The organism is Pseudomonas sp. MDT1-85 (genome assembly GCF_054898065.1).
In genome coordinates this window covers 457,088-480,386 of the sequence record NZ_CM142715.1, presented here as the reverse complement: position 1 = coordinate 480,386, position 23,299 = coordinate 457,088, and the positions used below count along the sequence as shown (strand labels likewise).

Annotated in this window: 17 protein-coding genes, 1 tRNA gene and 3 pseudogenes; 9 read left to right on the top strand and 12 right to left on the bottom strand. The window is 57.2% G+C overall.

Annotated features, from left to right (window positions below; all coding sequences use genetic code 11):
- Positions 1–200 precede the first annotated feature (200 nt).
- The 3 genes from ACYZT2_RS02195 to dibA form a co-directional block, all read right to left on the bottom strand.
- Positions 201–1,214 carry a sulfate ABC transporter substrate-binding protein gene (locus tag ACYZT2_RS02195; RefSeq protein WP_461969748.1) on the bottom strand — a complete coding sequence of 338 codons (1,014 nt, stop codon included), beginning with the start codon at positions 1,212–1,214 and terminating at the stop codon, positions 201–203.
- Positions 1,215–1,357: 143 nt separating this feature from the next.
- Positions 1,358–1,540, bottom strand: coding sequence for a sulfur starvation response protein OscA (gene oscA, locus ACYZT2_RS02190; RefSeq protein WP_274075040.1), 183 nt, complete (start codon positions 1,538–1,540; stop codon positions 1,358–1,360).
- Positions 1,541–1,826: 286 nt separating this feature from the next.
- The gene (dibA, locus tag ACYZT2_RS02185) at positions 1,827–3,746 is read right to left on the bottom strand and encodes a phosphodiesterase DibA (protein WP_461969746.1); all 1,920 of its coding nucleotides are present in this window, start codon (positions 3,744–3,746) and stop codon (positions 1,827–1,829) included.
- A 147-nt stretch (positions 3,747–3,893) separates the two neighbouring features.
- Between dibA and desA the strand changes: the two genes are divergently transcribed.
- Positions 3,894–5,075 (top strand): delta-9 fatty acid desaturase DesA, encoded by a 1,182-nt coding sequence (gene desA / locus ACYZT2_RS02180; protein WP_461969744.1) that lies wholly within the window; start codon positions 3,894–3,896, stop codon positions 5,073–5,075.
- 249 nt (positions 5,076–5,324) lie between these two features.
- Positions 5,325–6,314, top strand: a complete 990-nt coding sequence (locus tag ACYZT2_RS02175) for a GGDEF domain-containing protein (protein WP_461969742.1) — start codon at positions 5,325–5,327, stop codon at positions 6,312–6,314.
- Positions 6,315–6,440: 126 nt separating this feature from the next.
- On the opposite strand, the gene ACYZT2_RS02170 is transcribed toward ACYZT2_RS02175, so the two are convergent.
- The 3 genes from ACYZT2_RS02170 to gabD all read right to left on the bottom strand — a co-directional run bounded on the left by ACYZT2_RS02170 (position 6,441) and on the right by gabD (position 10,687).
- Entirely contained in the window at positions 6,441–7,655 is a 1,215-nt protein-coding gene (locus ACYZT2_RS02170; protein ID WP_461969740.1) for an HDOD domain-containing protein, read from the bottom strand.
- Between the two features lie 123 nt (positions 7,656–7,778).
- Complete coding sequence (gene gabT / locus ACYZT2_RS02165) at positions 7,779–9,056, bottom strand: 4-aminobutyrate--2-oxoglutarate transaminase (RefSeq protein ID WP_461969738.1); 1,278 nt, start codon at positions 9,054–9,056, stop codon at positions 7,779–7,781.
- A 188-nt stretch (positions 9,057–9,244) separates the two neighbouring features.
- Positions 9,245–10,687, bottom strand: coding sequence for an NADP-dependent succinate-semialdehyde dehydrogenase (gabD, locus tag ACYZT2_RS02160; protein WP_461969736.1), 1,443 nt, complete (start codon positions 10,685–10,687; stop codon positions 9,245–9,247).
- Positions 10,688–11,036: 349 nt separating this feature from the next.
- Here gabD and ACYZT2_RS02155 point away from each other — a divergent pair.
- From ACYZT2_RS02155 to ACYZT2_RS02125, 7 genes and pseudogenes are all read left to right on the top strand, one after another.
- Positions 11,037–11,113, top strand: a tRNA-Arg gene (locus tag ACYZT2_RS02155).
- Between the two features lie 150 nt (positions 11,114–11,263).
- On the top strand, positions 11,264–14,302 hold the full coding sequence (locus tag ACYZT2_RS02150; protein WP_461969734.1) for a type I restriction endonuclease subunit R: 3,039 nt from the start codon (positions 11,264–11,266) through the stop codon (positions 14,300–14,302).
- Positions 14,292–15,548, top strand: coding sequence for a restriction endonuclease subunit S (locus ACYZT2_RS02145; protein WP_461969732.1), 1,257 nt, complete (start codon positions 14,292–14,294; stop codon positions 15,546–15,548). Before ACYZT2_RS02150 ends, ACYZT2_RS02145 begins: the two co-directional genes overlap by 11 nt.
- A complete protein-coding gene (locus ACYZT2_RS02140) occupies positions 15,545–16,783 on the top strand; it encodes an AAA family ATPase (protein WP_461969730.1) in 1,239 nt (412 codons plus the stop codon). The genes ACYZT2_RS02145 and ACYZT2_RS02140 overlap by 4 nt, the downstream gene beginning before the upstream one ends.
- A complete protein-coding gene (locus ACYZT2_RS02135; protein ID WP_461969728.1) occupies positions 16,776–18,395 on the top strand; it encodes a type I restriction-modification system subunit M in 1,620 nt (539 codons plus the stop codon). Before ACYZT2_RS02140 ends, ACYZT2_RS02135 begins: the two co-directional genes overlap by 8 nt.
- A gap of 269 nt (positions 18,396–18,664) precedes the next feature.
- Positions 18,665–18,832 (top strand): annotated as a pseudogene (locus tag ACYZT2_RS02130) (transposase); the annotation flags it as partial.
- A 363-nt stretch (positions 18,833–19,195) separates the two neighbouring features.
- Positions 19,196–19,489 (top strand): DUF3077 domain-containing protein, encoded by a 294-nt coding sequence (locus tag ACYZT2_RS02125; RefSeq protein ID WP_461969726.1) that lies wholly within the window; start codon positions 19,196–19,198, stop codon positions 19,487–19,489.
- Between the two features lie 180 nt (positions 19,490–19,669).
- Here ACYZT2_RS02125 and ACYZT2_RS02120 read toward each other — a convergent pair.
- From ACYZT2_RS02120 to ACYZT2_RS02095, 6 genes and pseudogenes are all read right to left on the bottom strand, one after another.
- A pseudogene (locus ACYZT2_RS02120) lies at positions 19,670–19,852 on the bottom strand (type II toxin-antitoxin system HicB family antitoxin); the annotation flags it as partial.
- Positions 19,849–19,941 (bottom strand): annotated as a pseudogene (locus ACYZT2_RS02115) (type II toxin-antitoxin system HicA family toxin); the annotation flags it as partial. The pseudogenes ACYZT2_RS02120 and ACYZT2_RS02115, both read right to left, overlap by 4 nt.
- 67 nt (positions 19,942–20,008) lie before the next feature.
- On the bottom strand, positions 20,009–20,275 hold the full coding sequence (locus tag ACYZT2_RS02110) for a hypothetical protein (protein ID WP_207189013.1): 267 nt from the start codon (positions 20,273–20,275) through the stop codon (positions 20,009–20,011).
- A gap of 21 nt (positions 20,276–20,296) precedes the next feature.
- Positions 20,297–20,917, bottom strand: coding sequence for a hypothetical protein (locus ACYZT2_RS02105; protein WP_461969723.1), 621 nt, complete (start codon positions 20,915–20,917; stop codon positions 20,297–20,299).
- Entirely contained in the window at positions 20,914–21,495 is a 582-nt protein-coding gene (locus ACYZT2_RS02100; protein ID WP_461969721.1) for an RNA polymerase sigma factor, read from the bottom strand. The genes ACYZT2_RS02105 and ACYZT2_RS02100 overlap by 4 nt, the downstream gene beginning before the upstream one ends.
- A 17-nt stretch (positions 21,496–21,512) precedes the next feature.
- The gene (locus tag ACYZT2_RS02095) at positions 21,513–23,258 is read right to left on the bottom strand and encodes a vWA domain-containing protein (protein WP_461969719.1); all 1,746 of its coding nucleotides are present in this window, start codon (positions 23,256–23,258) and stop codon (positions 21,513–21,515) included.
- Positions 23,259–23,299 lie beyond the last annotated feature (41 nt).

The following is a 23,299-nucleotide window of genomic DNA, read 5'->3' as shown; positions in this document are numbered from 1 at the left end:
GCTAAGCCCCGACGGTGAAATCGGGGCCTGTTGACTAATGCCAGCCAGTTAAGGATTTGGACACCGCAACCCCTGTGGGAGCGAGCCTGCTCGCGATAGCGGCGGGTCAGCATTTATGCTGAATGTACCGGAGTCATCGCGAGCAGGCTCGCTCCCACAGGTTCTGCACCTTAACTGACTGGAATCAGGTCCATTTCAGGTTACTGCGCCTGATAAATCTGGTCGAACACGCCACCGTCATTGAAGAATTTCGGTTGCGCGGTTTTCCAGCCGCCGAAGTCCTTGTCGATGGTCACCAGTTCCAGTGTCGGGAACTGCTTGGCGTACTTGGCGGCTACGTCCTTGTCGCGTGGACGATAGAAGTTTTTCGCCGCGATTTCCTGGCCAGCCGGGCTGTACAGGTGCTTGAGGTACGCTTCGGCGATTTCAGTGTTGCCCTTTTTCTCGGCGTTCTTGTCGACCACGGCCACCGGGGGTTCGGCCAGGATCGACAGCGACGGTACAACGATGTCGAACTTGTCGGCGCCGCCGTCTTCTTTCAACGCGAGGAAGGCCTCGTTTTCCCAAGCCAGCAACACATCACCCTGACCGTTGTTGACGAAGGTGATGGTCGAGCCGCGAGCACCGGTGTCCAGCACAGGCACGTGTTTAAACAGCGTCTGCACGTACTCTTTGGCCTTGGCTTCGTTACCGCCGTTAGCTTTCAGGCCATAGGCCCAGGCCGCGAGAAAGTTCCAGCGTGCGCCGCCGGAGGTTTTCGGGTTTGGGGTAATGACTTCCACGCCGTTTTTGGTCAGGTCGCCCCAGTCCTTGATGCCTTTCGGGTTGCCCTTGCGCACCAGAAACACGATGGTCGAGGTGTAAGGCGTGCTCGCTTCCGGCAGACGCTTCTGCCAGTCGGCCGGCAGGCTCTTGCCGAGCTTGGCGATTTCGTCGATGTCACCGGCCAGGGCCAGAGTCACTACGTCGGCCCGCAGACCGTCGATCACTGCCCGGCCCTGTTTGCCCGAACCACCGTGGGACTGCTGGATCTTCACGTTGTCGCCAGCGTGGTCTTTCTTCCAGAAGTTAATGAACTCGGCGTTGTAGTCCTGATACAGCTCACGGGTCGGGTCATACGACACGTTGAGCAGCTCGTAATCCTTGGCAACCGCGGAACCAGCAAAAAAGGCACTGGCCAGGGCGGCCAAAGCAAAATGGCGAATCGACGACATGGTGAAAGCTCCTGGAGTTCTTGGTGTGTGGCTTTTTCTTATGGTCTGGTCTAACGGGTTGCCTGTCGCAAAGATCGCAGCCTTCGGCGGCGCCCACAGGCGCGTAGGAGCTGCCGCAGGCTGCGATCTTTTGATCTTTCGCCTCAGGCCGGTTTGTTGCCCGGCTGCTGCAAACGGAATTTCTCTTTGCGCTCGATCTGAACCACCTGGGCGTTGTGCACGGTGATTTCCACTGCGCCGAAGCGCAAATCGCGCAAGGCGCTCTGGATCTCACGCAAAATGGTGGCTTCGTCCTGCCCGTCAACACTACGTAGGGATGCGCTCATGGTGCTGCTCCTTTAAATGAGATGTGCCTGGCAGTGGCGGCGGGCACTGCTTACGGCGTGAGAGCAATAGTAGTTAGACGCGGATATTCTTAAAAAGACTATTTAAGAATGTTTATATAACCAGAATAGATTATTTGATAGGACAAGGGGTTGCGGTATGGCTACCCCCCTTGAAGATCAAAAGATCGCAGCCTTCGGCAGCTCCTACGGGGTCAGCGTGCGCATCGGATATCCGGTTGCACCCAAATCCCCGTAGGAGCTGCCGAAGGCTGCGATCTTTTCGCTTTCAGGAAATCACTGGCGCCCGGACCCAATCCAATGATGCCGCCGGCACTGGCTTTCCAAACCAGTACCCCTGCCCCAAATCACAGTCGTGCTCGAGCAGGAAAGCCGCCTGCTCGACCTGTTCGATCCCCTCGGCATGCACTTGCATCCCCATGCTCTGCGCCAGCGCAATGATCACCCGCACAATCGCCGCATCGTCCTCATCACCCGGCAAGCCTGCGACAAATCCCTGATCAATCTTGAGTTTCTGCACCGGCAAACGCTTGAGCCGCAGCAGCGATGAATAGCCCGTACCGAAGTCGTCGATGGCCAGCCGCACGCCCAACTCGCGCAAGCGATGCATCTGCTCCAGCGCCACTTCCGGGTCATCCATCACCGCACTTTCGGTGACTTCCAGCTCCAGATACGCAGGATCCAGCCCGGTGTCGTGCAGCACCTGAGCCACTTGCTGATACAACTCGCGTCGGGCGAACAGACGAGAAGAAACATTCACCGCGACAAACGACAACACCACGCCCGCCGCTTGCCATTGGCACATCTGCTGGCAGGCCTGGCGCATGATCCAGGCATCGATCTCGGCAATCAGCCCGGTGCGTTCGGCGATGGGAATGAACTCTGCCGGCGATACCAAACCGCGTTGCGGATGCTCCCAACGCACCAGCGCCTCGACGCCGATCAGGCGACTGGTTTTGAGGTCATGCACGGGCTGGTAATAAACCCGCAATTCCTGCTGCTCCAGCGCTCGGCGCAACTCGAACGCGATCTCGACGCGCTGCTGGGCATGCGCGGTCAATTCCTCGGTATAGAGGGCATAGCCGTCGCGGCCAGCGCTCTTGGCCTTGAACAGCGCCGAATCGGCGTTGCGCAATAGCTGCTCGGCGCTCAAGGCATCGCTGGGGAACAGGCTGATGCCGATGCTGGCGTTGATGAACAGCGGATGCCCGTCGATCTGGAACGGTTCTTTAAGGCCATCGATGACCCGCTGAGCCAATGCTGCGGCGTGTCCTGGCTGCGGGCAATTTTCAGCCAATACCGCAAATTCGTCACCGCTGAGCCGCGCCAGCGTGATGCCCGGGCCGAACAAGACATTCAGGCGCTCAGCCACAGCCTTGAGCAGTTGGTCACCGACACTGTGGCCGAGGCTGTCGTTGATCAACTTGAAATGATCCAGGTCGATCATCAGCAACGCGCAACCGCGCTTATGGACCTGCGCCGAGGCGACGGCCTGCCCGGCACGGTCGGAAAGAAGCAGACGATTGGGCAGATCGGTCAGCGGATCGTGGTGGGCCAGGTGCGTCAATTCATGCTCGGAGTTCTTGATCGCGCTGATGTCGGAAAATACCGCAACGTACTGACTGAGCCGCCCCTGATCGTCGCGAATGAGGCGAATCGTCTGCCATTGTGGGTAGATCTCGCCGCTTTTACGACGGTTCCAGATTTCCCCGCTCCACTCGCCGAGGCCGTCGAGTGTCGCGAACATCACCTGGTAGAAACCCGGCGGGTGATGGCCCGACTTGAACATGTTCGGTCGCTGCCCCAGCACTTCCTCGCGCGGGTAGCCGGTGATTTCCATGAACGCCCGGTTCACATGGACGATCAACCCTTTGCTATTAGTGACCAGCACCCCTTCACGGGTGCAATCGAACACCGCTGCCGCCTGACGCAGACGCTCCCGGTCGGCAGTTCGCTCCCGCAGTTTGGCGCCGACGCCCAGGCAGCGAAACAATCGGGCCCGCGCAATAAAGATCAGCCCCGTACTGAACGCCACCCAGGCATAACCGTTGATCAGTTGCCAGCGCAGCAGGTCAATCGAACTATCGAAGAACCTGTTCAGTAAATAACCACTAAACTGGAGCCAGGCTACGGAAAGCACCAGATAGAGCAGCGCTGCACGCAAAGCATCGCGATAGATGGCTGACATTAGAGCGTCCATGTCCCTACAAAAAGGCTGGAATTATAGATTAAAGACACATCCAGCCACTCTTATCTGAAAGGGCGACTGGTTTTATCTGTGAGCTAAGTGATAATGCGATGGTTGTTTTTTTCTTTATCGAGGGTCCTATAGGCTATGTGGTACGAAGGTTTTCTTGGCTTATCGCCCTGGTCACTGGTGGTAGTCACCCTACTGATGACCCACGTGACGATCGTCGGCGTCACGGTTTATCTGCATCGCTATTCAGCCCATCGCTCGCTCGAGCTCAATGCCGGCCTGAAACATTTCTTCCGCTTCTGGCTGTGGTTGACCACGGCACAGAACACCCGCGAGTGGACGGCTATTCACCGCAAGCATCACGCCAAATGCGAAACCGTCGATGACCCGCACAGCCCGGTCATCAAGGGGTTGTCCACTGTTCTGCGCAAAGGCGCCGAGCTGTACCGCGCCGAAGCGGAAAACCCCGAGACCCTGCGCATCTACGGCAAAAACTGCCCCGAAGACTGGATCGAACGCAACCTCTACAGCCGCTTCCCGCTGCTGGGCGTGGCAATCATGGGCGTCATCGACCTGCTGCTGTTCGGCACCATTGGCATCACCATCTGGGCCATCCAGATGATGTGGATCCCGGTGTGGGCCGCCGGCGTGGTGAATGGCCTGGGCCATGCCATCGGCTACCGCAACTTCGAATGCCGCGATGCGGCGACCAATCTGGTGCCTTGGGGCATCCTGATCGGCGGCGAAGAACTGCATAACAATCATCACACCTACCCTAACTCCGCCAAACTGTCGGTGAAGAAATGGGAATTCGACCTCGGCTGGGCCTGGATCCAGGTCTTCAGCTTCTTGCGTCTGGCCAAGGTCCAGCGGATTGCACCGATCGCCCACCGTGTCGAGGGCAAAGGCAACCTGGACATGGACACCGCCATGGCGATCCTCAACAACCGCTTCCAGATCATGGCCCAGTACCGCAAGCTGGTGATCGCGCCGCTGGTCAAGCAAGAGCTGGAAAAGGTCGATCACTCGGTCCGCCACCAGTTCCACCGGGCCAAGCGTTTGCTCTCGCGGGAAACCAGCCTGCTGGACGACAAACACCATATGCGCATCCAGACCATGCTCGAGCACAGCCAGGCGCTGAAAGTAATTTACGAGAAACGCCTGGCCTTGCAACAGATCTGGGTCAAGACCAGCTCAAATGGTCACGACATGCTGGCTGCCATCAAGGATTGGGTACACGAGGCCGAGGCCAGCGGGATTCAATCCCTGCGTGAGTTCGCCGACCAGTTGAAAACCTACTCCCTGCGCCCTGCAACCTGACCTGACCAGTCCTGTAGGAGCTGCCGCAGGCTGCGATCTTTTGATCTTGTTTTAAAAGCAAAATCAAAAGATCGCAGCCTGCGGCAGCTCCTACAAACGTGCCAGTACCGCCCGGCGGGAGCAAGCTCTCTCGCCATGAAGAGCGGGAACTTCGCTCCAAATCCCCTATCTCAAAGACACTTCGCCATCCAGGCGGGCCTTGTTCTGGCCGCTGTCGACATAGCGGCACGCCCTTTGAGATTTGTGCCGATGGTCCATAAAAACCTACAAGACACATCCCTTCCGCAGTGGCCAGAAGCCGCGCAAACGCTGATGGCGCTGATGCATGCCCAAGGTGAAGTGGCGCGCCTGAGCGAACGGGAACAGCTGTTCAGTTCGCTGCTGGTCAGCGTCAATGCCGTGCTTTGGGCGTTCAACTGGGAAACCCGTCAGGTGCTCTACGTCAGCCCGGCCTATGACCGGATTTTCGGCCGCCCCGCCGGCCTGTTGCTGTCCGACTTCAACCACTGGCGCGACAGCGTCTATCCCGACGATCTGGATTACGCCGAGCGTAGCCTCGCGCAAGTGCTGGACAAAGGCGCCGTTGAAGATCGTGAATACCGAATCATCGCCGCCGACGGCCAGGTTCGCTGGCTCAGCGACAAGTGCTTCATCAACCGTCAGGCCGAGCCGGGCCAACCGGTGATCATCGTCGGCATTGCCGAAGACATCACCGAAAAAAAGCAGATGGAAGCCGAGCTGCAACGCCTGGCCAGCACCGATGTGTTGACCCAAAGCAGCAATCGCCGACATTTCTTCGAATGCGCCAATCATGAGTTCGAGCAGGCGCGGCTGAACGGTGCGCCGATGGCGTTCCTGCTGCTGGACATCGATGACTTCAAAGTAGTCAATGACACCTACGGCCATCAGGAAGGCGATAAGGTCCTGCAACGTATCGCCGAGAGCGGCCGCGCGGCCCTGCGGCGTGGTGACCTGTTCGGACGGATCGGCGGCGAGGAATTCGCCGCGGTATTTCCCGGCTGTGCACCGGACATGGCCATGCAAGTGGCCGAGCGCCTGCAACGGGAAATTCAGCGGTTGAGCTTCAGCCATGACGACCAGACCTTCGGCATCACCGTCAGCCAGGGCCTGAGCAGCCTTACGCACGAGGATGAAAGCATCGACAGCCTGTTCGCCCGTGCCGATGCGGCGATGTACCAGGCCAAGCGTCAGGGCAAGAACCGGATTATCTCTGGCTGATCGGCCCAACACAGACCAAATGTGGGAGCGGGCTTGCTCGCGAAGAGGGTGTGTCAGTCAGCATAAATGTGGCTGACACATCGCTTTCGCGAGCAAGCCCGCTCCCACAGGGGTTTGGTGTCAGATTCACTTCTTGCGCAAACGCATCAGCTCCGGCAATCCGATCTTGAGCAATCGCGCTGTGCGGCTTTTGGACAACGCCTCGATCCCTTCATGTCCGGTCAGGCGCGCCAGTTGCGCGGCCATGTTCATCACCAGCGCTTCGCGGGAGTAAACCCCGCCACCGAACTGGTAAACCGCCGCAATCAGCTCCCGCAGCTCAAGAGGCAGGCGCCATCGGGCTCGCAGCGCCGAACCGTAGGCCGCGCCGAATTCGGCCAAGGCTTCGCCGACTTCCTGCCATTCATCCAGCTCACCGCCGGCCTGCTTCCACTCCTGCAAACAACGCAGCAACGCCAGGTCGCCGAGGCGATGCAGCATGCCTGCGCAATAACAGCGCTCCTGATCCAGATCCAGCAAGCGCGCCAACGTCCGCGCGTATTCGGCGGTGTGCAGCGACAACTCCCAATAACGCTCGGCATAGTCCGCCAGCTGCGGATCGCTAAGCCGGGCACTACGCTTGAGGGCGAGCCCCAGAATCAGGTTCATGCTTTGCCCGGTGCCCAAGCGATGCAGCGCCTGAGTCAGGGTTTGCACAGCGACGCCATGATGCTGGGCTGCGCTGTTGGCGGCGGCGATCAGGACAGCGGTAATTTGCGGGTCGGTGCGGATTTCGTCTCCCAGCCGCGTCAGATCGAGGCCATTGGGATTGAGGCTACGTTTGATCGCCACCTGCACGTCGGTCATCAACGGCGCACCTTCCGCCAGTTCGCGCCGCCGCTCCAGATACACCGACAAGGTCATGCCCGGCGCCAGTGAAGGCACCTCGCAGGACACCTCTTCACCGGCATTCAGCAACAAATCCTGCAGGCGCTGGGTCAGGCTTTCCATGTTCAAGGGTTTGGTCAGGTACGCCGTGGGCGCCAGGGGCAAGACTTCGCGCACACTGGTGCTGTCGTTGCGGCTGCTCATCAGGATGAAGGGCAGCGGCGGATTACGCTTGCGCTGACGGACACTGCGCAAGACGTTCAGGCCATCGACGCCAGGCAACTCCCAGTCGACGATCACCAGATCGTAAGGATTCTCCGCCAACAGATGCAGTGTTTCCTGGCCATCAGCACACAGGTCCAGCCGCGCGTCGCAGCGCACATTCAACAACACCTGCTTGAGCAGGTCGCGGGACCAGGGGTCAGCCTCGGCAATCAGCACACGCGGCACAGCGGGTAACACCACAGCAGTCATCGCACACTCCAACGGCAATGCTTGCACCTTAGTCAATGATGGCCATTCGATACAGTGATGCGTTTCAAGCGCTATGAAAAAACCCGCCGAAGCGGGTTTTTTGTCGATCAGGTCACAAATCAATCAGAGCTCGGCGAAGCACTCTTCGATGATCGCCAGGCCTTTGTCCAGTTGCTCGTCCGGCGAGGTCAGCGGCACCAGTACGCGCAGAACGTTGCCATAGGTGCCACACGACAGCAGGATCAGGCCCTTGTCGCGAGCCTTGGCCACAACCGATGCCACGGCAGCAGCGTTCGGCTTGTGACTGTCGCCGTCGACGAACAGCTCGACCGCGATCATCGCGCCCAAGGCACGCACTTCGCCGATGACCGGGTACATGGCCTGGATGGCCTTCAGGCCAGTCACCAGACGTTCGCCGACCGCTTTGCAGCGATCCAGCAGGTGCTCTTCTTCGAACACTTCCATCACGGCCAGGGCCGCGGCGCAAGCGATCGGGCTACCGGCATAAGTACCGCCCAAGCCGCCCGGAGCAATGGCGTCCATGTATTCGGCCTTGCCGCACACACCGGCCAGCGGGAAACCGCCGGCGATGGATTTGGCGAAGGTGGTCAGGTCGGCGGCAACACCCATCTGTTCCATGGCGAAGAAAGTGCCGGTACGGCCAGCGCCAGTCTGAACTTCGTCAGCGATCAACAGAATGCCGTGCTGGTCGCACAGGGCGCGCAGACGCTTCATGAACTCTTTAGGCGCGACGTAGAAACCACCTTCGCCCTGAACCGGCTCGATGATGATGGCAGCGATGTCACGCGGCTCGGCGTCGTTCTTGAAGATGCGTTCGATGCTGGCGATCGAATCGTCGATGCTCACACCGTGCAGTTCGTTCGGGTACAGTGCGCGGAAGATGCCGCCTGGCATCAGGCCCATGCCGGCCGAGTAAGGCACGACTTTACCGGTCAGGCCCAGGGTCATCATGGTGCGACCGTGGTAAGCGCCAGTGAACGCGATCACACCGGCACGGCCAGTGGCGGCTCGGGCGATCTTGATGGAGTTTTCCACGGCTTCGGAGCCGGTGGTCACCAGCAGGGTTTTCTTGGTGAAATCACCTGGCACCTTGGCGTTGATTTTTTCGCACACTTCCACGTACGGCTCGTAGGCCAGAACCTGGAAGCAGGTGTGGGTCAGCTTGTTCAGCTGCTCGGTAACGGCGGCGATGATTTTCGGGTGCACGTGACCGGTGTTCAGCACAGCGATACCGCCGGCGAAGTCGATGAACTCGCGACCTTCAACGTCGGTCACGGTGGCGTTCTTCGCGGACTCGGCGAAGATCGGGTGAATCTGGCCAACACCGCGCGGTACAGCGGCTTCGCGGCGTTTCATCAGGGATGCGTTAGTCTTGCTCATAGTGTCCTCATTCACCGCTCATCGGGCGGCGTGGTTCAAGGAAAATGCGGCGGGGAGGCAACTACGGCAGCATGCGATGATCGACTGCCACAGCTTTCCCGGCCACAGAGAAAATTCCGTTTGAAGCGTCGCAAAGGACAGCGCTCTCGTGTCCTTTGCGATTGAAGCAATGCCTTGCCGGGCCGAGCTTAGATGCCCAGGCAGAGGTATTTGATTTCCAGGTAATCTTCGATGCCGTATTTGGAGCCTTCACGGCCCAGGCCCGACGCCTTGATGCCGCCGAACGGCGCGACTTCGTTGGAGATCAACCCGGTGTTGACGCCGACCATGCCGTATTCCAGGGCTTCAGCCACACGGAACACACGACCCAGATCACGAGCATAGAAGTAGGAGGCCAGACCGAACTCGGTGTCGTTGGACATCGCGATCACGTCGGCTTCGTCTTTGAAGCGGAACAGTGGCGCCAATGGACCGAAGGTTTCTTCCTTGGCCACGGCAGCGTTGTTCGGCACGTTGGTCAGGATGGTCGGCTCGAAGAAATTGCCTTGCATGCTCTTGCCACCGGACAGCACGGTTGCGCCTTTGCTTACAGCGTCAGCAATGTGCTCTTGAACCTTGGCCACGGCTTTTTCGTCGATCAGCGGGCCAGTGGTGGTGCCGTCTTCCAGACCGTTACCAATCTTGAGTTTGGCCACGGCCACTTTCAGCTTTTCGGCGAACGCGTCGTAGACCGAATCCTGAATGTACAGACGGTTGGCGCAGACGCAGGTCTGGCCGTTGTTGCGGTACTTGGAAATGATCGCGCCTTCGACGGCCTTATCCAGGTCCGCGTCGTCGAACACGATGAACGGCGCGTTACCGCCCAGTTCCAGCGAGATTTTCTTGATGTCCTTGGCGCATTCGGCCATCAGCTGACGACCGATTTCAGTCGAACCGGTGAAGGACAGTTTGCGCACGATCGGGTTGCCGGTCAGCTCGCTGCCGATGTCGCCAGCACTGCCGGTCACCACACTGAACACACCGTTCGGAATACCGGCACGCTGAGCCAGTTCAGCCAGAGCGAAAGCCGAGAAAGGCGTTTGCGAAGCAGGCTTGAGCACCATGGTGCAACCGGCAGCCAGCGCCGGGCCGGCTTTACGGGTGATCATCGCGGCCGGGAAGTTCCACGGAGTGATCGCAGCAGTCACGCCGATCGGCTGCTTGATCACGATCAGGCGCTTGTCTGGCTGATGACCCGGAATCACGTCACCGTAAACGCGCTTGGCTTCTTCAGCGAACCACTCGATAAAGGAAGCGGCGTAAACGATCTCACCCTTGGCTTCAGCCAGTGGCTTGCCCTGCTCCAGAGTCATCAGGCGAGCCAGGTCGTCCTGATTCTCGATGATCAGCTCGAACCAGCGACGCAGTTTGTTCGCACGATCCTTGGCGGTCAGCGCACGCCAGGCCGGCAGTGCTTTGTCCGCGGCTTCGATCGCACGACGGGTTTCGGCAGCGCCCATCTTCGGCACGGTGCCCAGAATTTCGCCCGTTGCCGGGTTGTTGACCTTGATCGTCTGACCGTTGTCCGCATCGACCCAAGCGCCATCGATAAAGGCTTGCTGGCGGAACAACTGGGTGTCTTTAAGCTGCATGTCGGCTTTCCTTAACAGCACCGCGGCAAGCGCGGAGCGAATTATGATTGTAGAAAGGCGCCTTATAGGCTGCCGTCAGGGAAATCATTCACCGGGCTGAAGCACATAAATAGCGCACAAATCGAACTCGTGCGGTTCAGCACCCAGACAAGAGCGTTTGAAATCTCAAACGAATCCTAGGATCAAAGGGGGTAAAGGACAATAGGCTGTTCGAAAAAAAGAACGAAAACGGCGCATTTGCCTATTTTTTCAGATCAGCGTAGCAAACGCAGGTTACGCTTTTGAAAAGCGCTGCTGATTCAGCAGCATGGACGCCCGCAACGCATATGAGTATCATGGCGCCCGCATTGCACCAGTAGCTCAGCTGGATAGAGTACTGCCCTCCGAAGGCAGGGGTCGTGGGTTCGAATCCCGCCTGGTGCACCATAATGTAGAAACGAGAAAGCCTCAGATCTTTAGGGTCTGGGGCTTTTTTGTGCTTCACCAAAATCAAACTATTCAGTTAGATTCGAGCGAGCAGCAACAACAATAGTCATGTTTTACTACGGGTTATTTGAAGAGCACAGAGCACCAACAATGAGTGAGCAAAAAATCGAACAAAGCTTTGTCGACAAGCTCGTTGAGCTCAAATACACCTACCGGCCCGACATCACCGACCGCGCCTCGCTAGAACGTAACTTTCGCGAGAAATTCGAGGCCCTCAACCGCGTTCGCCTCACTGATGGCGAATTCGCCCGTCTTCTCGACGAGATCGTCACCCCTGATGTGTTTGCGGCGGCGCGCGCCCTGCGCGAGCGTAATGCCTTCACCCGCGAAGACGGCACTCCGCTGAACTACACGCTGGTCAACATCAAAGACTGGTGCAAAAACAGCTTCGAGGTGGTCAACCAGCTGCGCATCAATACCGACAACAGTCACCATCGCTTCGATGTGCTCATCCTCATCAACGGTGTGCCGTGCGTTCAAATAGAGCTGAAAACGCTGGGCGTCAACCCGCGCCGCGCCATGGAGCAAATCGTCGAATACAAAAACGACCCCGGCAACGGCCACACCAAAACACTGCTGTGTTTCCTGCAGTTGTTCATCGTCAGCAACCGCGACAACACCTACTACTTCGCCAACAATAACGCCCGTCACTTCTCATTCAACGCCGATGAGCGCTTCCTGCCCATCTATCAGTTTGCTGACGAGGCGAACAAAAAGATTACCTACCTCGACCGCTTCGCCGAGACTTTCCTCGTCAAATGCACGCTTGGCCAAACAATCAGCCGCTACATGGTGCTAATAGCGAGCGAGCAGAAGCTCATGACCATGCGCCCGTATCAGGTCTATGCCGTCAAAGCCATTGTCGACTGCATCGAGCAAAACTGTGGCAACGGCTATATCTGGCACACCACCGGCAGCGGCAAAACACTCACGTCCTTCAAAGCGTCCACCTTGCTCAAGGACAACCCAGAAATCGAGAAATGCCTCTTTGTGGTCGACCGCAAAGACCTCGACCGCCAGACCCGTGAGGAATTCAACAAGTTCCAGGAAGGCTGCGTCGAAGAAAATACCAACACCGCTGCGCTGGTGCGTCGCCTGCTGTCCGAGGACTACGCCGACAAGGTGATCGTCACCACCATCCAGAAGCTCGGCCTCGCCCTGGCTGAAAACAGCAAACGTAACAAGCAGCGCAAACGGAATGACCAGCTCACCTACAAAGAGCAATTGGCCCCACTGCGCGATAAACGCATTGTGTTTATCTTCGATGAATGCCATCGCTCCCAGTTTGGCGAGAACCACAAAGCCATCAAAGAGTTCTTCCCCAAAGCCCAGCTGTTTGGCTTTACCGGCACGCCCATCTTTGAAGAAAACGCCTCACGGGTAAAAGTGGAAGACCAGCAGGCTTCTTACCAAACCACAGATGAGCTGTTTCAGAAGCAGCTGCACGCTTACACCATTACCCACGCGATTGACGACGCCAACGTGCTGCGCTTCCATATCGACTACTTCAAACCAGAAGGCAAAAAAACACCCAAGCCTGGGGAAGGCTTGGCCAAGCGAGCCGTGGTCGAAGCCATTCTCGCCAAGCACGACATGGCCACCGCCCAGCGCCGTTTCAATGCCATTTTGGCGACAGCCCGCATCAACGACGCCATCGAATACCACAGCCTGTTTGCCGAGCTGCAATACGCCAAACAACTGGCCGATCCTGACTACCAGCCGCTGAATATCACCTGCGTGTTCTCGCCGCCTGCCGAAGGCAATGCGGACGTCAAGCAGATTCAGGAAGACCTGCCGCAAGAAAAGCAGGACAACGAAGACGACCCAGAAGGCAAAAAAGCGGCGCTCAAAGCCATCCTGGCCGACTACAACACCCGCTACGGCACCAACCACAGCATCAGCGAGTTCGACCTCTACTACCAGGACGTGCAAAAGCGCATCAAAGACCAGCAGTGGCCTAATGTTGACCACCCTCATACGCAGAAAATCGACATCACCATCGTGGTCGACATGCTGCTAACCGGCTTCGACTCCAAATACCTGAACACCCTGTACGTGGATAAAAACCTCAAGTACCACGGTTTGATCCAAGCCTTCTCGCGCACCAATCGCGTGCTCAGTTGCGTTCAGCCACCCGACAAGGGGCCTACCGGGATAAAACCATTCGGCAACATCCTTGACTTCCGCCATCAGCAAGAGGCTGTGGATACAGCCATCAGCCTATTTTCTGGCGAAAAGTCCAGCCCGCAGGACCGCGAAATCTGGCTAGTGGACAAAGCCCCCGTGGTGATTGAAAAACTACAGGCTGCTGTACAAAAGCTGGATGATTTTATGCAATCGCAAAGCGTGGCCTGCGCACCGGAGGCCGTGCATAACCTGAAAGGCGACGATGCCCGTGCCGCTTTTATCAGCCACTTCAAGGAAGTGCAGCGCCTCAAAACCCAGCTCGACCAATACACCGACCTCACCGAAGACAACGCCGCCGCCATCGAACACATCCTGCCCAAGGAAAGTCTGCTGGGCTTTCGCGGCGCTTATCTGGAAACGGCCCAGCGCCTCAAGGCACAGCAAGATAAGAGCGGTAAAAACGCAGATGGCAAAACCGAGGCAGTGGACCAACTCGATTTCGAGTTCGTGCTCTTCGCCTCTGCCGTTATTGACTACGACTACATCGTGGGGCTGATGTCGCGTTTCTCGCAGCAAGAGCCGAGCAAACAGAAAATGAGTCGCGACCAACTCATTGGGCTGATACAAGCCGATGCCAAGTTTATGAACGAGCGTGACGATATTGCCGCCTATATCGCCACTCTCAAGGCCGGCGAGGGCCTGAGCGAAACGGCTATTCGTAAGGGCTATAGCCGCTTTAAACAACAAAAAGACGCCGCCGAACTCGCCGCTATCGCCAACAAACACCAGCTGGCCCCAGAAGCCTTGCAAGACTTTGTGGAGGGCATTCTGCAACGCATGATCTTCGACGGCGAACAACTCAGTGACCTGATGGCCCCGCTCGACCTCGGCTGGAAAGCCCGCGCGCAGGCCGAACTGGCACTGATGAAAGAATTGCACGACCTACTTATTAAACGTGCCCAAGGCCGCGAAATTTCAGGACTTAGCGCATATGAGCAGTAAGACAAAAACAACCGGCGCGATGGAAGACAGCACGCCCGCGCTGGTGCCTAAGCTGCGTTTTCCGGAGTTTCGGGAGGCGGCGGGGTGGAAGGGACAAACCGGTAACGCCTTGTTTGATCAAATCAATGATCGAAATCCGGAGCCAGGCCTTCACGTTCTCGCAATTACCCAGGAGCACGGTGCAATCCCTCGACACCTGATCGACTACCATGTCTCGGTCACAGAGAAGAGCATCGAAAGCTACAAAGTCGTTCGGGTAGGCGACTTTATTATCAGCCTCAGATCGTTCCAAGGCGGCATCGAGTATTCGCAGTATCACGGCATCTGTAGCCCGGCCTATGTCATTCTCAGACTTCACCTTAAAGATGTCGCCGAATACTTCAGGCACTATTTCAAGACAGAGAGGTTCATCGGCATCCTCACAAAGAACCTTGAAGGCTTGCGCGACGGCAAAATGATCAGCTACGCGCAGTTTTCAGAGCTTCTCATTTCGGTTCCGTCGCCCCCAGAGCAACAAAGAATCGCCGAGTGCCTGAGTTCCGTGGACGAGCTGATCGCCGCGCAAGGGCGGAAGCTGGATGCGCTCAAGACCCACAAAAAAGGGCTGATGCAGCAGCTTTTTCCTCGCGAAGACGAAACCCAACCGCGCCTCCGCTTCCCCGAATTCCAAAACGCCGGGGAGTGGGAGCCCAGGAAAGCAGGGACATTATTCGCGAATCGAGTGACGAAGGGTGAACAAGGTCTTCCCATTTACTCAGTCACGATGCACGACGGGATGGTAAAGCGTGACTCGCTCGACCGGAACTTCTACGACATCGAAGACGCTGCGCGGAACAAGAAGGTGTGCAAGGAAGACATCGCCTACAACATGATGCGAATGTGGCAAGGTGCCTTAGGCGTTGCCCCGGAAGATTGCTTGGTAAGCCCCGCCTACATTGTGTTGGCACCGATGAAAGACGCCGTGCCAACCTTCTTCCAATACCTGTTCAAGCTGCCTGCAACAATACTCTTGCTGACATCGCACTCACGAGGTCTCACCAAAGACCGCTTGCGTCTCTACTACGATGATTTTGCAAGCATTCCATTGCAGTGTCCGGCCCCACCCGAACAACAACGCATCGCCTCTTGTCTGACCGGACTGGATGTCCTGATCACCGCTGAACTCCAAAAGCTCGAAGCCCTCAAGACTCACAAAAAGGGACTGATGCAGCAACTTTTCCCGGCGCCAGCGGAGGTGGAGGCATGAGCGTTCGCACTTACCAGAGTTTGCACACGCTGGTGACACGGCTGCGCGACGATCTCAATCAACGCGAGACCGAATCCCAAAAGAAAGTTGTTAATAAACCAGCAGCCGTCCTACTTATTTACGCTTACAACCGCACCGGCAAGACCAGACTCTCTATGGAGTTCAAGGACGCGGGTAAGCGTAAGAGCAAAAAAAACCCTGAGGGTAATGCCGACACACTTTACTTCAATGCGTTTACTGAGGACTTATTCACTTGGGAAAACGATCTGGAAGGCGACAGTGCCCGCCATCTCCAGCTCAATGAAAAATCAAAGTTCTTCGATGCTCTACATGAGCTGGCTTTGGACGAAACCATCGCAGGCTACCTCAGTCGTTACGCCGATTTTGAATTCGATATTGACTACGAGTCATGGAAGATCACCTTCCGCAAAGGCGAAGCAGAGAACATCAAAATTTCCCGAGGCGAGCAGAACATCTTTATTTGGTGCCTCTTCATCGCTATCTGCGAACGCATGCTCGACGGTCACGAGTCCTATCTATGGGTGAAGTTTCTGTATATCGACGATCCCATCTCCTCGCTCGATGACAATAACGCTATCGCCGTTGCCTGCGATCTCGCCAAACTCCTGCGCCGGGCTGCCAGCCGGACAGACCAGAACGGCGCTTCCGCGCCCATTAAGATAATTTTCTCTTCCCACCACGCCCTCTTTTTCAATGTGATGTGCAATGAGATCGGCAGGACGAAGGAAGGGGAGCCGAGGGTGACTCACAAACGTTACTTTCTGCACCGCCCGAATGGTGAGGGGGCCTATACCCTTAGGGCCACTGAGGACACGCCGTTTTTCCATCACGTTGCGGCCCTCGCCGAACTGCAGGCGGCCGCCGATCAAAACTCCGGCAAGCTCTACACCTTTCACTTCAATGCGCTGCGCAGCATCATGGAGAAGACGGCCTCATTCTTTGGGCATGCCGATATTTCCTTCTGCCTTAACGCACTCGCGAGTGAGGAAGACACCGCGCTCTACAACCGTGCCCTCAACCTGCTGAGCCATGGCAAATACGCCATCCATGAGCCGACCGAAATGGGCGAGGACAACAAAGACCTATTCCGCCGCATTCTCAAAGACTTCATCAGCACATTTAAATTTGTCCTGCCTGACCTATCAGGTGCGAAACCAGCCACAGCGGCTGCCGCACCCACCCCAGGCCCACAAGCGAAACCAGCACATGAATGACACCAATAGAAAACAACTTGGCCAAACCCTTTGGGCCATTGCTGACCAACTGCGCGGCGCTATGGATGCAGATGATTTTCGCGACTACATGCTGTCCTTCCTCTTCCTGCGCTACCTCTCGGACAACTACGAGACAGCGGCCAGGAAGGAACTTGGAAAAGACTATCCAGAGCTGCCCATTGACGTTTTGCTAAAAACGGGAGCATCGACTCCTCTGCAAGTCTGGTATGAGGAGAACAAAGCGGACATCCCGGCCTTTGAGAAGCAGATGCGCCGCAAGGTGCATTACGTCATTGAGCCGGCGCACCTGTGGAACAGTATAGCCAATATGGCCCGCACCCAGGACGATGAATTGCTCGCTACGCTGCAGGCGGGCTTTAAATACATCGAAACCGAGTCCTTTGAGAGCACCTTCCAAGGCCTTTTCTCGGAAATCGATCTGGGTTCTCCCAAACTGGGCAGAAACTACACGGAGCGCAACACCAAGCTATGCGTGATTATCCAAAAGATCGCCGAGGGTCTAGCAGACTTCTCCACAGATAGTGATGCGCTGGGCGATGCCTATGAATACCTGATTGGCCAGTTTGCTGCTGGCTCAGGTAAGAAGGCGGGCGAGTTCTACACGCCCCAACAGATGTCCGACATCCTTTCCGCCATCGTCACCCTCGACAGCCAAGACCCAAAAACCGGCACCAAGAAGCGCCTGGAAAGCGTGCTGGACTTCGCCTGCGGCTCCGGCTCGCTGCTGCTAAATGTGCGCAAACGCATGGGACCGCATGGCATTGGCAAGATTTATGGCCAGGAAAAGAACATCACCACCTATAACCTGGCCCGCATGAACATGCTGCTGCACGGGGTGAAGGACACCGAGTTCGAGATTTACCACGGCGACACCTTGAGCAACGATTGGGACATTCTGCGCGAGCTAAACCCCGCTAAAAAACCCGCATTCGACGCCATCGTTGCCAACCCGCCCTTCAGCTACCGCTGGGACCCGACAGAAGCCATAGCCGATGACGTGCGCTTCAAAAACCACGGCGTGGCCCCTAAATCGGCTGCCGACTTTGCCTTTCTGCTGCACGGCTTTCACTTTTTGAAAGACGAGGGCGTGATGGCCATCATCCTGCCCCACGGCGTGCTGTTCCGAGGCGGTGCGGAGGAGCGCATCCGCACCAAGCTGCTAAAAGACGGCCACATCGACACGGTGATCGGCTTGCCCTCCAACCTGTTTTATTCAACAGGTATTCCGGTGTGCATTCTCGTGCTCAAAAAGTGCAAGCAACCGGACGACGTGTTGTTCATCAACGCGGCTGAACACTTCATCAAAGGTAAACGCCAGAACCAACTGACCGATGAGAACATCGCCAAGATCATCGAAACTTACCAGTTCCGCAAAGAGGAGCCTCGCTATGCCCGCCGGGTAGAGATGGAGGAGATCGAGAAGAACGGCTACAACCTGAATATCTCTCGCTACATCAGCACGGCAAGCGCAGAGGCAGAGATTGATTTACAAACCGTGAATACCGAACTGTTCACACTGGAAAAAAACATTCAGGCGGCACGGGACAAACACAATGCCTTCCTGAAAGAGCTGGGACTGCCACCCTTGTGAACCGCAAAGCGATTTTAATGAGACCGTATAACAAGGCACTGCACGGACAGCAATGCCTTGTTATGCGTCTATAAATTACTGAAAGATGAAAAGGGGACGATTTATTTATAGGGTAGACCGGCCGCTTTTGGTCGCCTACTGCCCTTCAGTATCCCCCGGTGCCAGGATAGTTGTCGCCTCTCCGAATTTTCCTAAAAAAGTACATCGGGGGCGGAAAGAGACTGGTCGTGCCGTATTGTTCACCTGAACGCAGAGCCGCATTACTCAAGATGCTGCTTCCCCCGCTGAACCTGTCGATGGCCGAGGTTTCCCGGCGCGAAGGGGTCAGCGAAATGTCTTTGTCCAACTGGCGCAAGCAGCTCAGTTCTGAAGGAAATGCAGTGTCCGAAAACAAGCAATCGACTCAGAACTGGTCAGCCGAAACCAAGATCAGCCTGCGCGTTACCCTTCTGCCGTCGCTGCCAATTCAGCGACCGGGCTTGGAAACCCGACGACATCAAGGCGCAACAGCGCCCCATCAAGATTGCAGGCGTTTTTTTTCGCCTGCAATCTTGTGTTATGGCGGCTGTGCGTGGGACGTCTTCTGACGTGCCGGTTTCCTTGATTCCCGGTTTTCCAACCTGCGCACAGCTGTCACCCATTCGCTTGGAAACGAATGCGGCAGCTTCTCAAATCAAGGAAGTGAACAATGCGCAGCATTAATCCGTACAAATTTCGGCTTTTCCCTCACCTCGTTTCCACATCGTGGAACGCCCCACCGCTCGTTTTCATGCACGCTTCGCCAACATCGGAGGTGGTCAATGAGCGAGCAATCTGAATTGAAAACCATCGGCTTCACACCCTTCCACTACGGCTCTGTTGAACCGTTGTTTCGAGTGAATGGTGGTGTGCCCATCGGAGAAGCGTTGGCGCAGGCGTCCGACCTGTTGTTCCTGGCCAAGTCGTTTGCTGAGGATGCTGCTTACTCGAAAGACACTGACCGCCATGCGTGGGCCGCGCACTATTTTACGGCGATGGGCAAGGCAGTGATTGATGATGTGGTGAAAGTTCTGACGCGACCACCGCAGACGGCGACGCAACAAGCCGCAGAATAGCGGCAACTCACCCTTGAAATGCGCCCCGTTTTTCGGGGCCTCCAAAATTGTCAGATGTGAACGCGTGGCCACGCTCTGATTCCCACAAGATTTGGCACACGAATCAGCGGAGGCGTTGATGCTGACTTCTGGCGTCTACCACTTCATGCAACTGCATAGCTATGCGCGCGGCGCGCGTCAGAGCTTGGCGCAAGTATCCAGATAATCAGTGACGGCCTCTTCAAATGCATTTTGAAGCTCCTGAACTGATTCGCCGTGAAACCCAACGACATCTTTAATACCAGCGATATGGCCGACAAACAGGCCATCTTCCTCGCTGTATTCAATTCGGGCGGCATAGCCTTTGTAATTCATTACGCTCATGGGGTGACTCCTGCTTGTTCAAGGAAAGCCCGAGCATCACGAACCTGGCAGGTTTCTGCTTCTTTGTCCGGGTGTGGTCGGTGAAAGGTGGTTCGCCTTGATGCCAACGTCAAACAGCATTTCTTTCAATGGCAAAAAACCGCCGAAGCGGTTTTTTCATTCTGTCGTCCAGTCAAACTCGTCGTAATCATCATCCTCTTCGTCCTCGACCACTTCATCATCAAGAACGTCTTCCTCAAGCGCTTCTTCTGCCTGCTTCGCCAGAAGAAACTCCTTACGACTCTCAGTCACTGCTCGCCGTAATTCCTCACCCTTCACCGGGCAGTTGAGCATTTGGGCGATGCGGTCGATTTTTTGTGCCACGGCATCCTCCAACGCATCGGCTATGGGCCGATAGTGCGCGCTTTCGGGTGTCGATGCCAAATTTGCCGACCACTGTTCACTTCATTTCTTCTGCAAATCCTTGAGTCGGGTCGTGAGGTTTTCCTTGGGGAAGCGCTTGTGCAGTGTTGTCAGCAGCGCCTCGGCGGCTTGTGCCTGACCGGTTTCTTGCAGGCGTATCACTTCACGTAATTGATCATCCAGTGACTTGGCCGGCGCGGCTAAGCGTTTGCTGACTTTGGCTTCGTCTGCCATTTCGCTGTTGATCGACTCGCGCTGCAATGGTGCCGAGAACTCCGCCATGGGCGCCGCAGGTGCCGGAGCTGATATAGCGCCGGTTGGTGCAGCTTCGGAGCGAGGAGCGGCTTCCGGTTTGGCGGTCGGCGCGGACGCTTTAGGCGCTGGCGCGAAGTCATAACTCGGCAGTTGTTCCGGCGTGCGTTGCACCAGCGCCAGCATCAGGGCGACGCCGACGAGGCTGGCGAAAGCGACTTGCCACCGAGGCTGTTGGCAGGCGCGGAGCCAGCGTTGCCACAGGTTCAGCTTCGGCGCAGGGGCTTCGCGATGCGCGGTGGTCAGGATGAACGCATCGAGATGCGCCGGTGGTTCGCCGGTGGCGTGGTCGCGGAAATGCTTGAGCACTTCATCGTCATGCGATGGTGGTGTCTGTTTGGCGTCAGTCATGTCAGTACCTCCTCGGCCAGCAGCCGACGCAGTTTTTGCTGGGCGTAGCGCAAGCGGCTTTTGACGGTTTCCAGCGGGGTTTCGGTGAGGGTGGCGATCTGCGGCAGGTCGAGGTCGCCGTGGGCGCGCAGCAGGAACACTTCGCGCTGGTCGGCGGGAAGGCTTTGCAGGGCGGTTTCGAGGCGTTGACCGTCGCGGCTCAGGCTCAGCAGTTGTTCGGGGTCGGCCGCGTTATCGATCAGGGCGTGGGTTTGTTCGTCATAGCTGTCGTGCAAGGGATTGTGAATTCCGTGTTTGCGCCAGTGGTCGATCAGTCGGTTACGGGCAATCTGGTAAAGCCAGGTACGAAAATTCGCCCGACCTTGTGGCTGACTGGTGCTGCGGATCAGGCTTAGCCAGGTTTCCTGATACACCTCTTCGGCCAGTTCGGGCTTGCCGCTGAGGCCGAGGAGGAATCGATAAAGGCCCTGGCGATGACGGGCGTACAAAACTTCAAACGCCGGCCCATCGCCAGAGCGGTAGCGCGCCAGCAGCGATTCGTCGCTGCCGGCGGCGGAGCTGATTTTAGAATCGGACATGTCAGCGCTGGCCTCTTTCACTCTATCCGGTTGTCATTGGGCTGTTGAGTCGAGGCGGTCGAGTTTCGCAGGCTCTGCGCCAACTCCACCAATTGCACGAATTCACTGCGCAGGCCGAACTGATCATCGCCCCGTGCGCCACGGGCCAGGGCTTCGGTGTCTTTCAGGCTGAACTCACCGGTATAACGCCCGTCCTTGAGCTGCTGGGAAAATGCGGCGACGGCGGCGGCAAATCTCAGGTCATCGCTGGCGGCCAAAAGCTTGCCAGCCTCACCGTTCAGCTCTCCACTCAAGATTGGCCGCTCGATCAAGCGACTGTTCCCACCTTCCGGCAGCTGATAACGCACTCGCAGCATCGCCAATTCCCCGTTTTTTGCAGAAACATCGGCCCCAGGATTGCCATACCGCAGTGGTTCCAGCCAGCCCTTCTCGCCCTTGGGCACAATTTCATACAACGCCGTCACCGTATGCCCTGCACCGATTTCTCCGGCATCGACTTTGTCGTTGCTGAAATCCTCACGCTTCAAGGCGCGATTCTCATAACCCAATAGCCGATATTCGCTGATCTGGGCCGGATTGAACTCCACCTGCAGCTTCACGTTTTTCGCCACCACCGCCAGGGTCGAGCCGAGCTGATCCACCAGCACCTTGCGCGCCTCACGCAGGTTGTCGATGTAGGCGTAGTTACCGTCGCCAGCGTCGGCCAGTTGTTCCATCAGGTGTTCATTGTAGTTATCCACACCAAAACCCAGGGTGGTCAGGGACACGCCGGTCTTGCGTTTATCCACAGCCATTTGCTTGAGGCTGTCGAAGTCGCTGATGCCGACGTTGAAGTCACCATCGGTGGCCAGCAGGATGCGGTTGATGCCCTTGGGGATAAACGCCTGTTGGGCCATTTGATAGGCCAGTTCGATACCCGATGCGCCGGCGGTCGAGCCGCCTGCGGTCAATTGATCGATGGCGGTACGAATTTTCGCTTTTTCCCGTCCGGAAGTCGGCTCCAGCACCACGCGAGATTCTCCGGCATACACCACCAACGAAACCCGGTCCTGCTCGCGCAGTTGATCGACCAGCAATTTCAGCGTGCTTTTGACCATGGGCAAGCCTTCGCGCCGGTCCATCGAGCCGGACACGTCCACCAGAAACACCAGGTTCGCCGGGGCCAGTTCCGCCACCGCGCGATTAGAGGCCTTGATGCCGATGCGCAGCAAGCGGGTATGCGGGTTCCAGGGCGAGGGCGCCAGCTCGGTGGTCACGCCGAACGGCGAGCCATCGGTGGGCAAGGCGTAATCGTACGGGAAGTAATTGACCATTTCTTCCAGCCGCACCGCCCCTTCGGGAGGCAAACGCCCCTGATTGAGCAAGCGCCGGACGTTGGCATAAGCGCCGGTATCGACATCGGCACTGAAGGTCGAGACCGGCGCCTCGGTCACGCTGTGAATCGGGTTATCGGCCAGCGCCTGATATTGCTCCCGCTGCTCGTCCCGATAGCCCTGTGGATAAGCTTCACCGGCCGGCATGGGCGCGAAAGCGACCAATGGGGCCGGTCGCGCGCTGCGCTTGGCCTGCGCGGTGTCTGCCATGGCCGTCTCACGCACCAACACTTCAGTTTTCAGCTCACCTTGAGCCGGGGGCGCAACCACCGCCGGGTTGTCCATCTTAGAGTCTGGCGCGGACGAAGCGCCGCAACCGGCAATGGCCAGCAACAACCCGGCGGCGAAACCCTGGGCGGCCGGGCGGAGGAAGTGCAGAGGGAGGGACATGGGGGCTGACCTCAGGAGGAAATTGACTCATTCATCCTCTG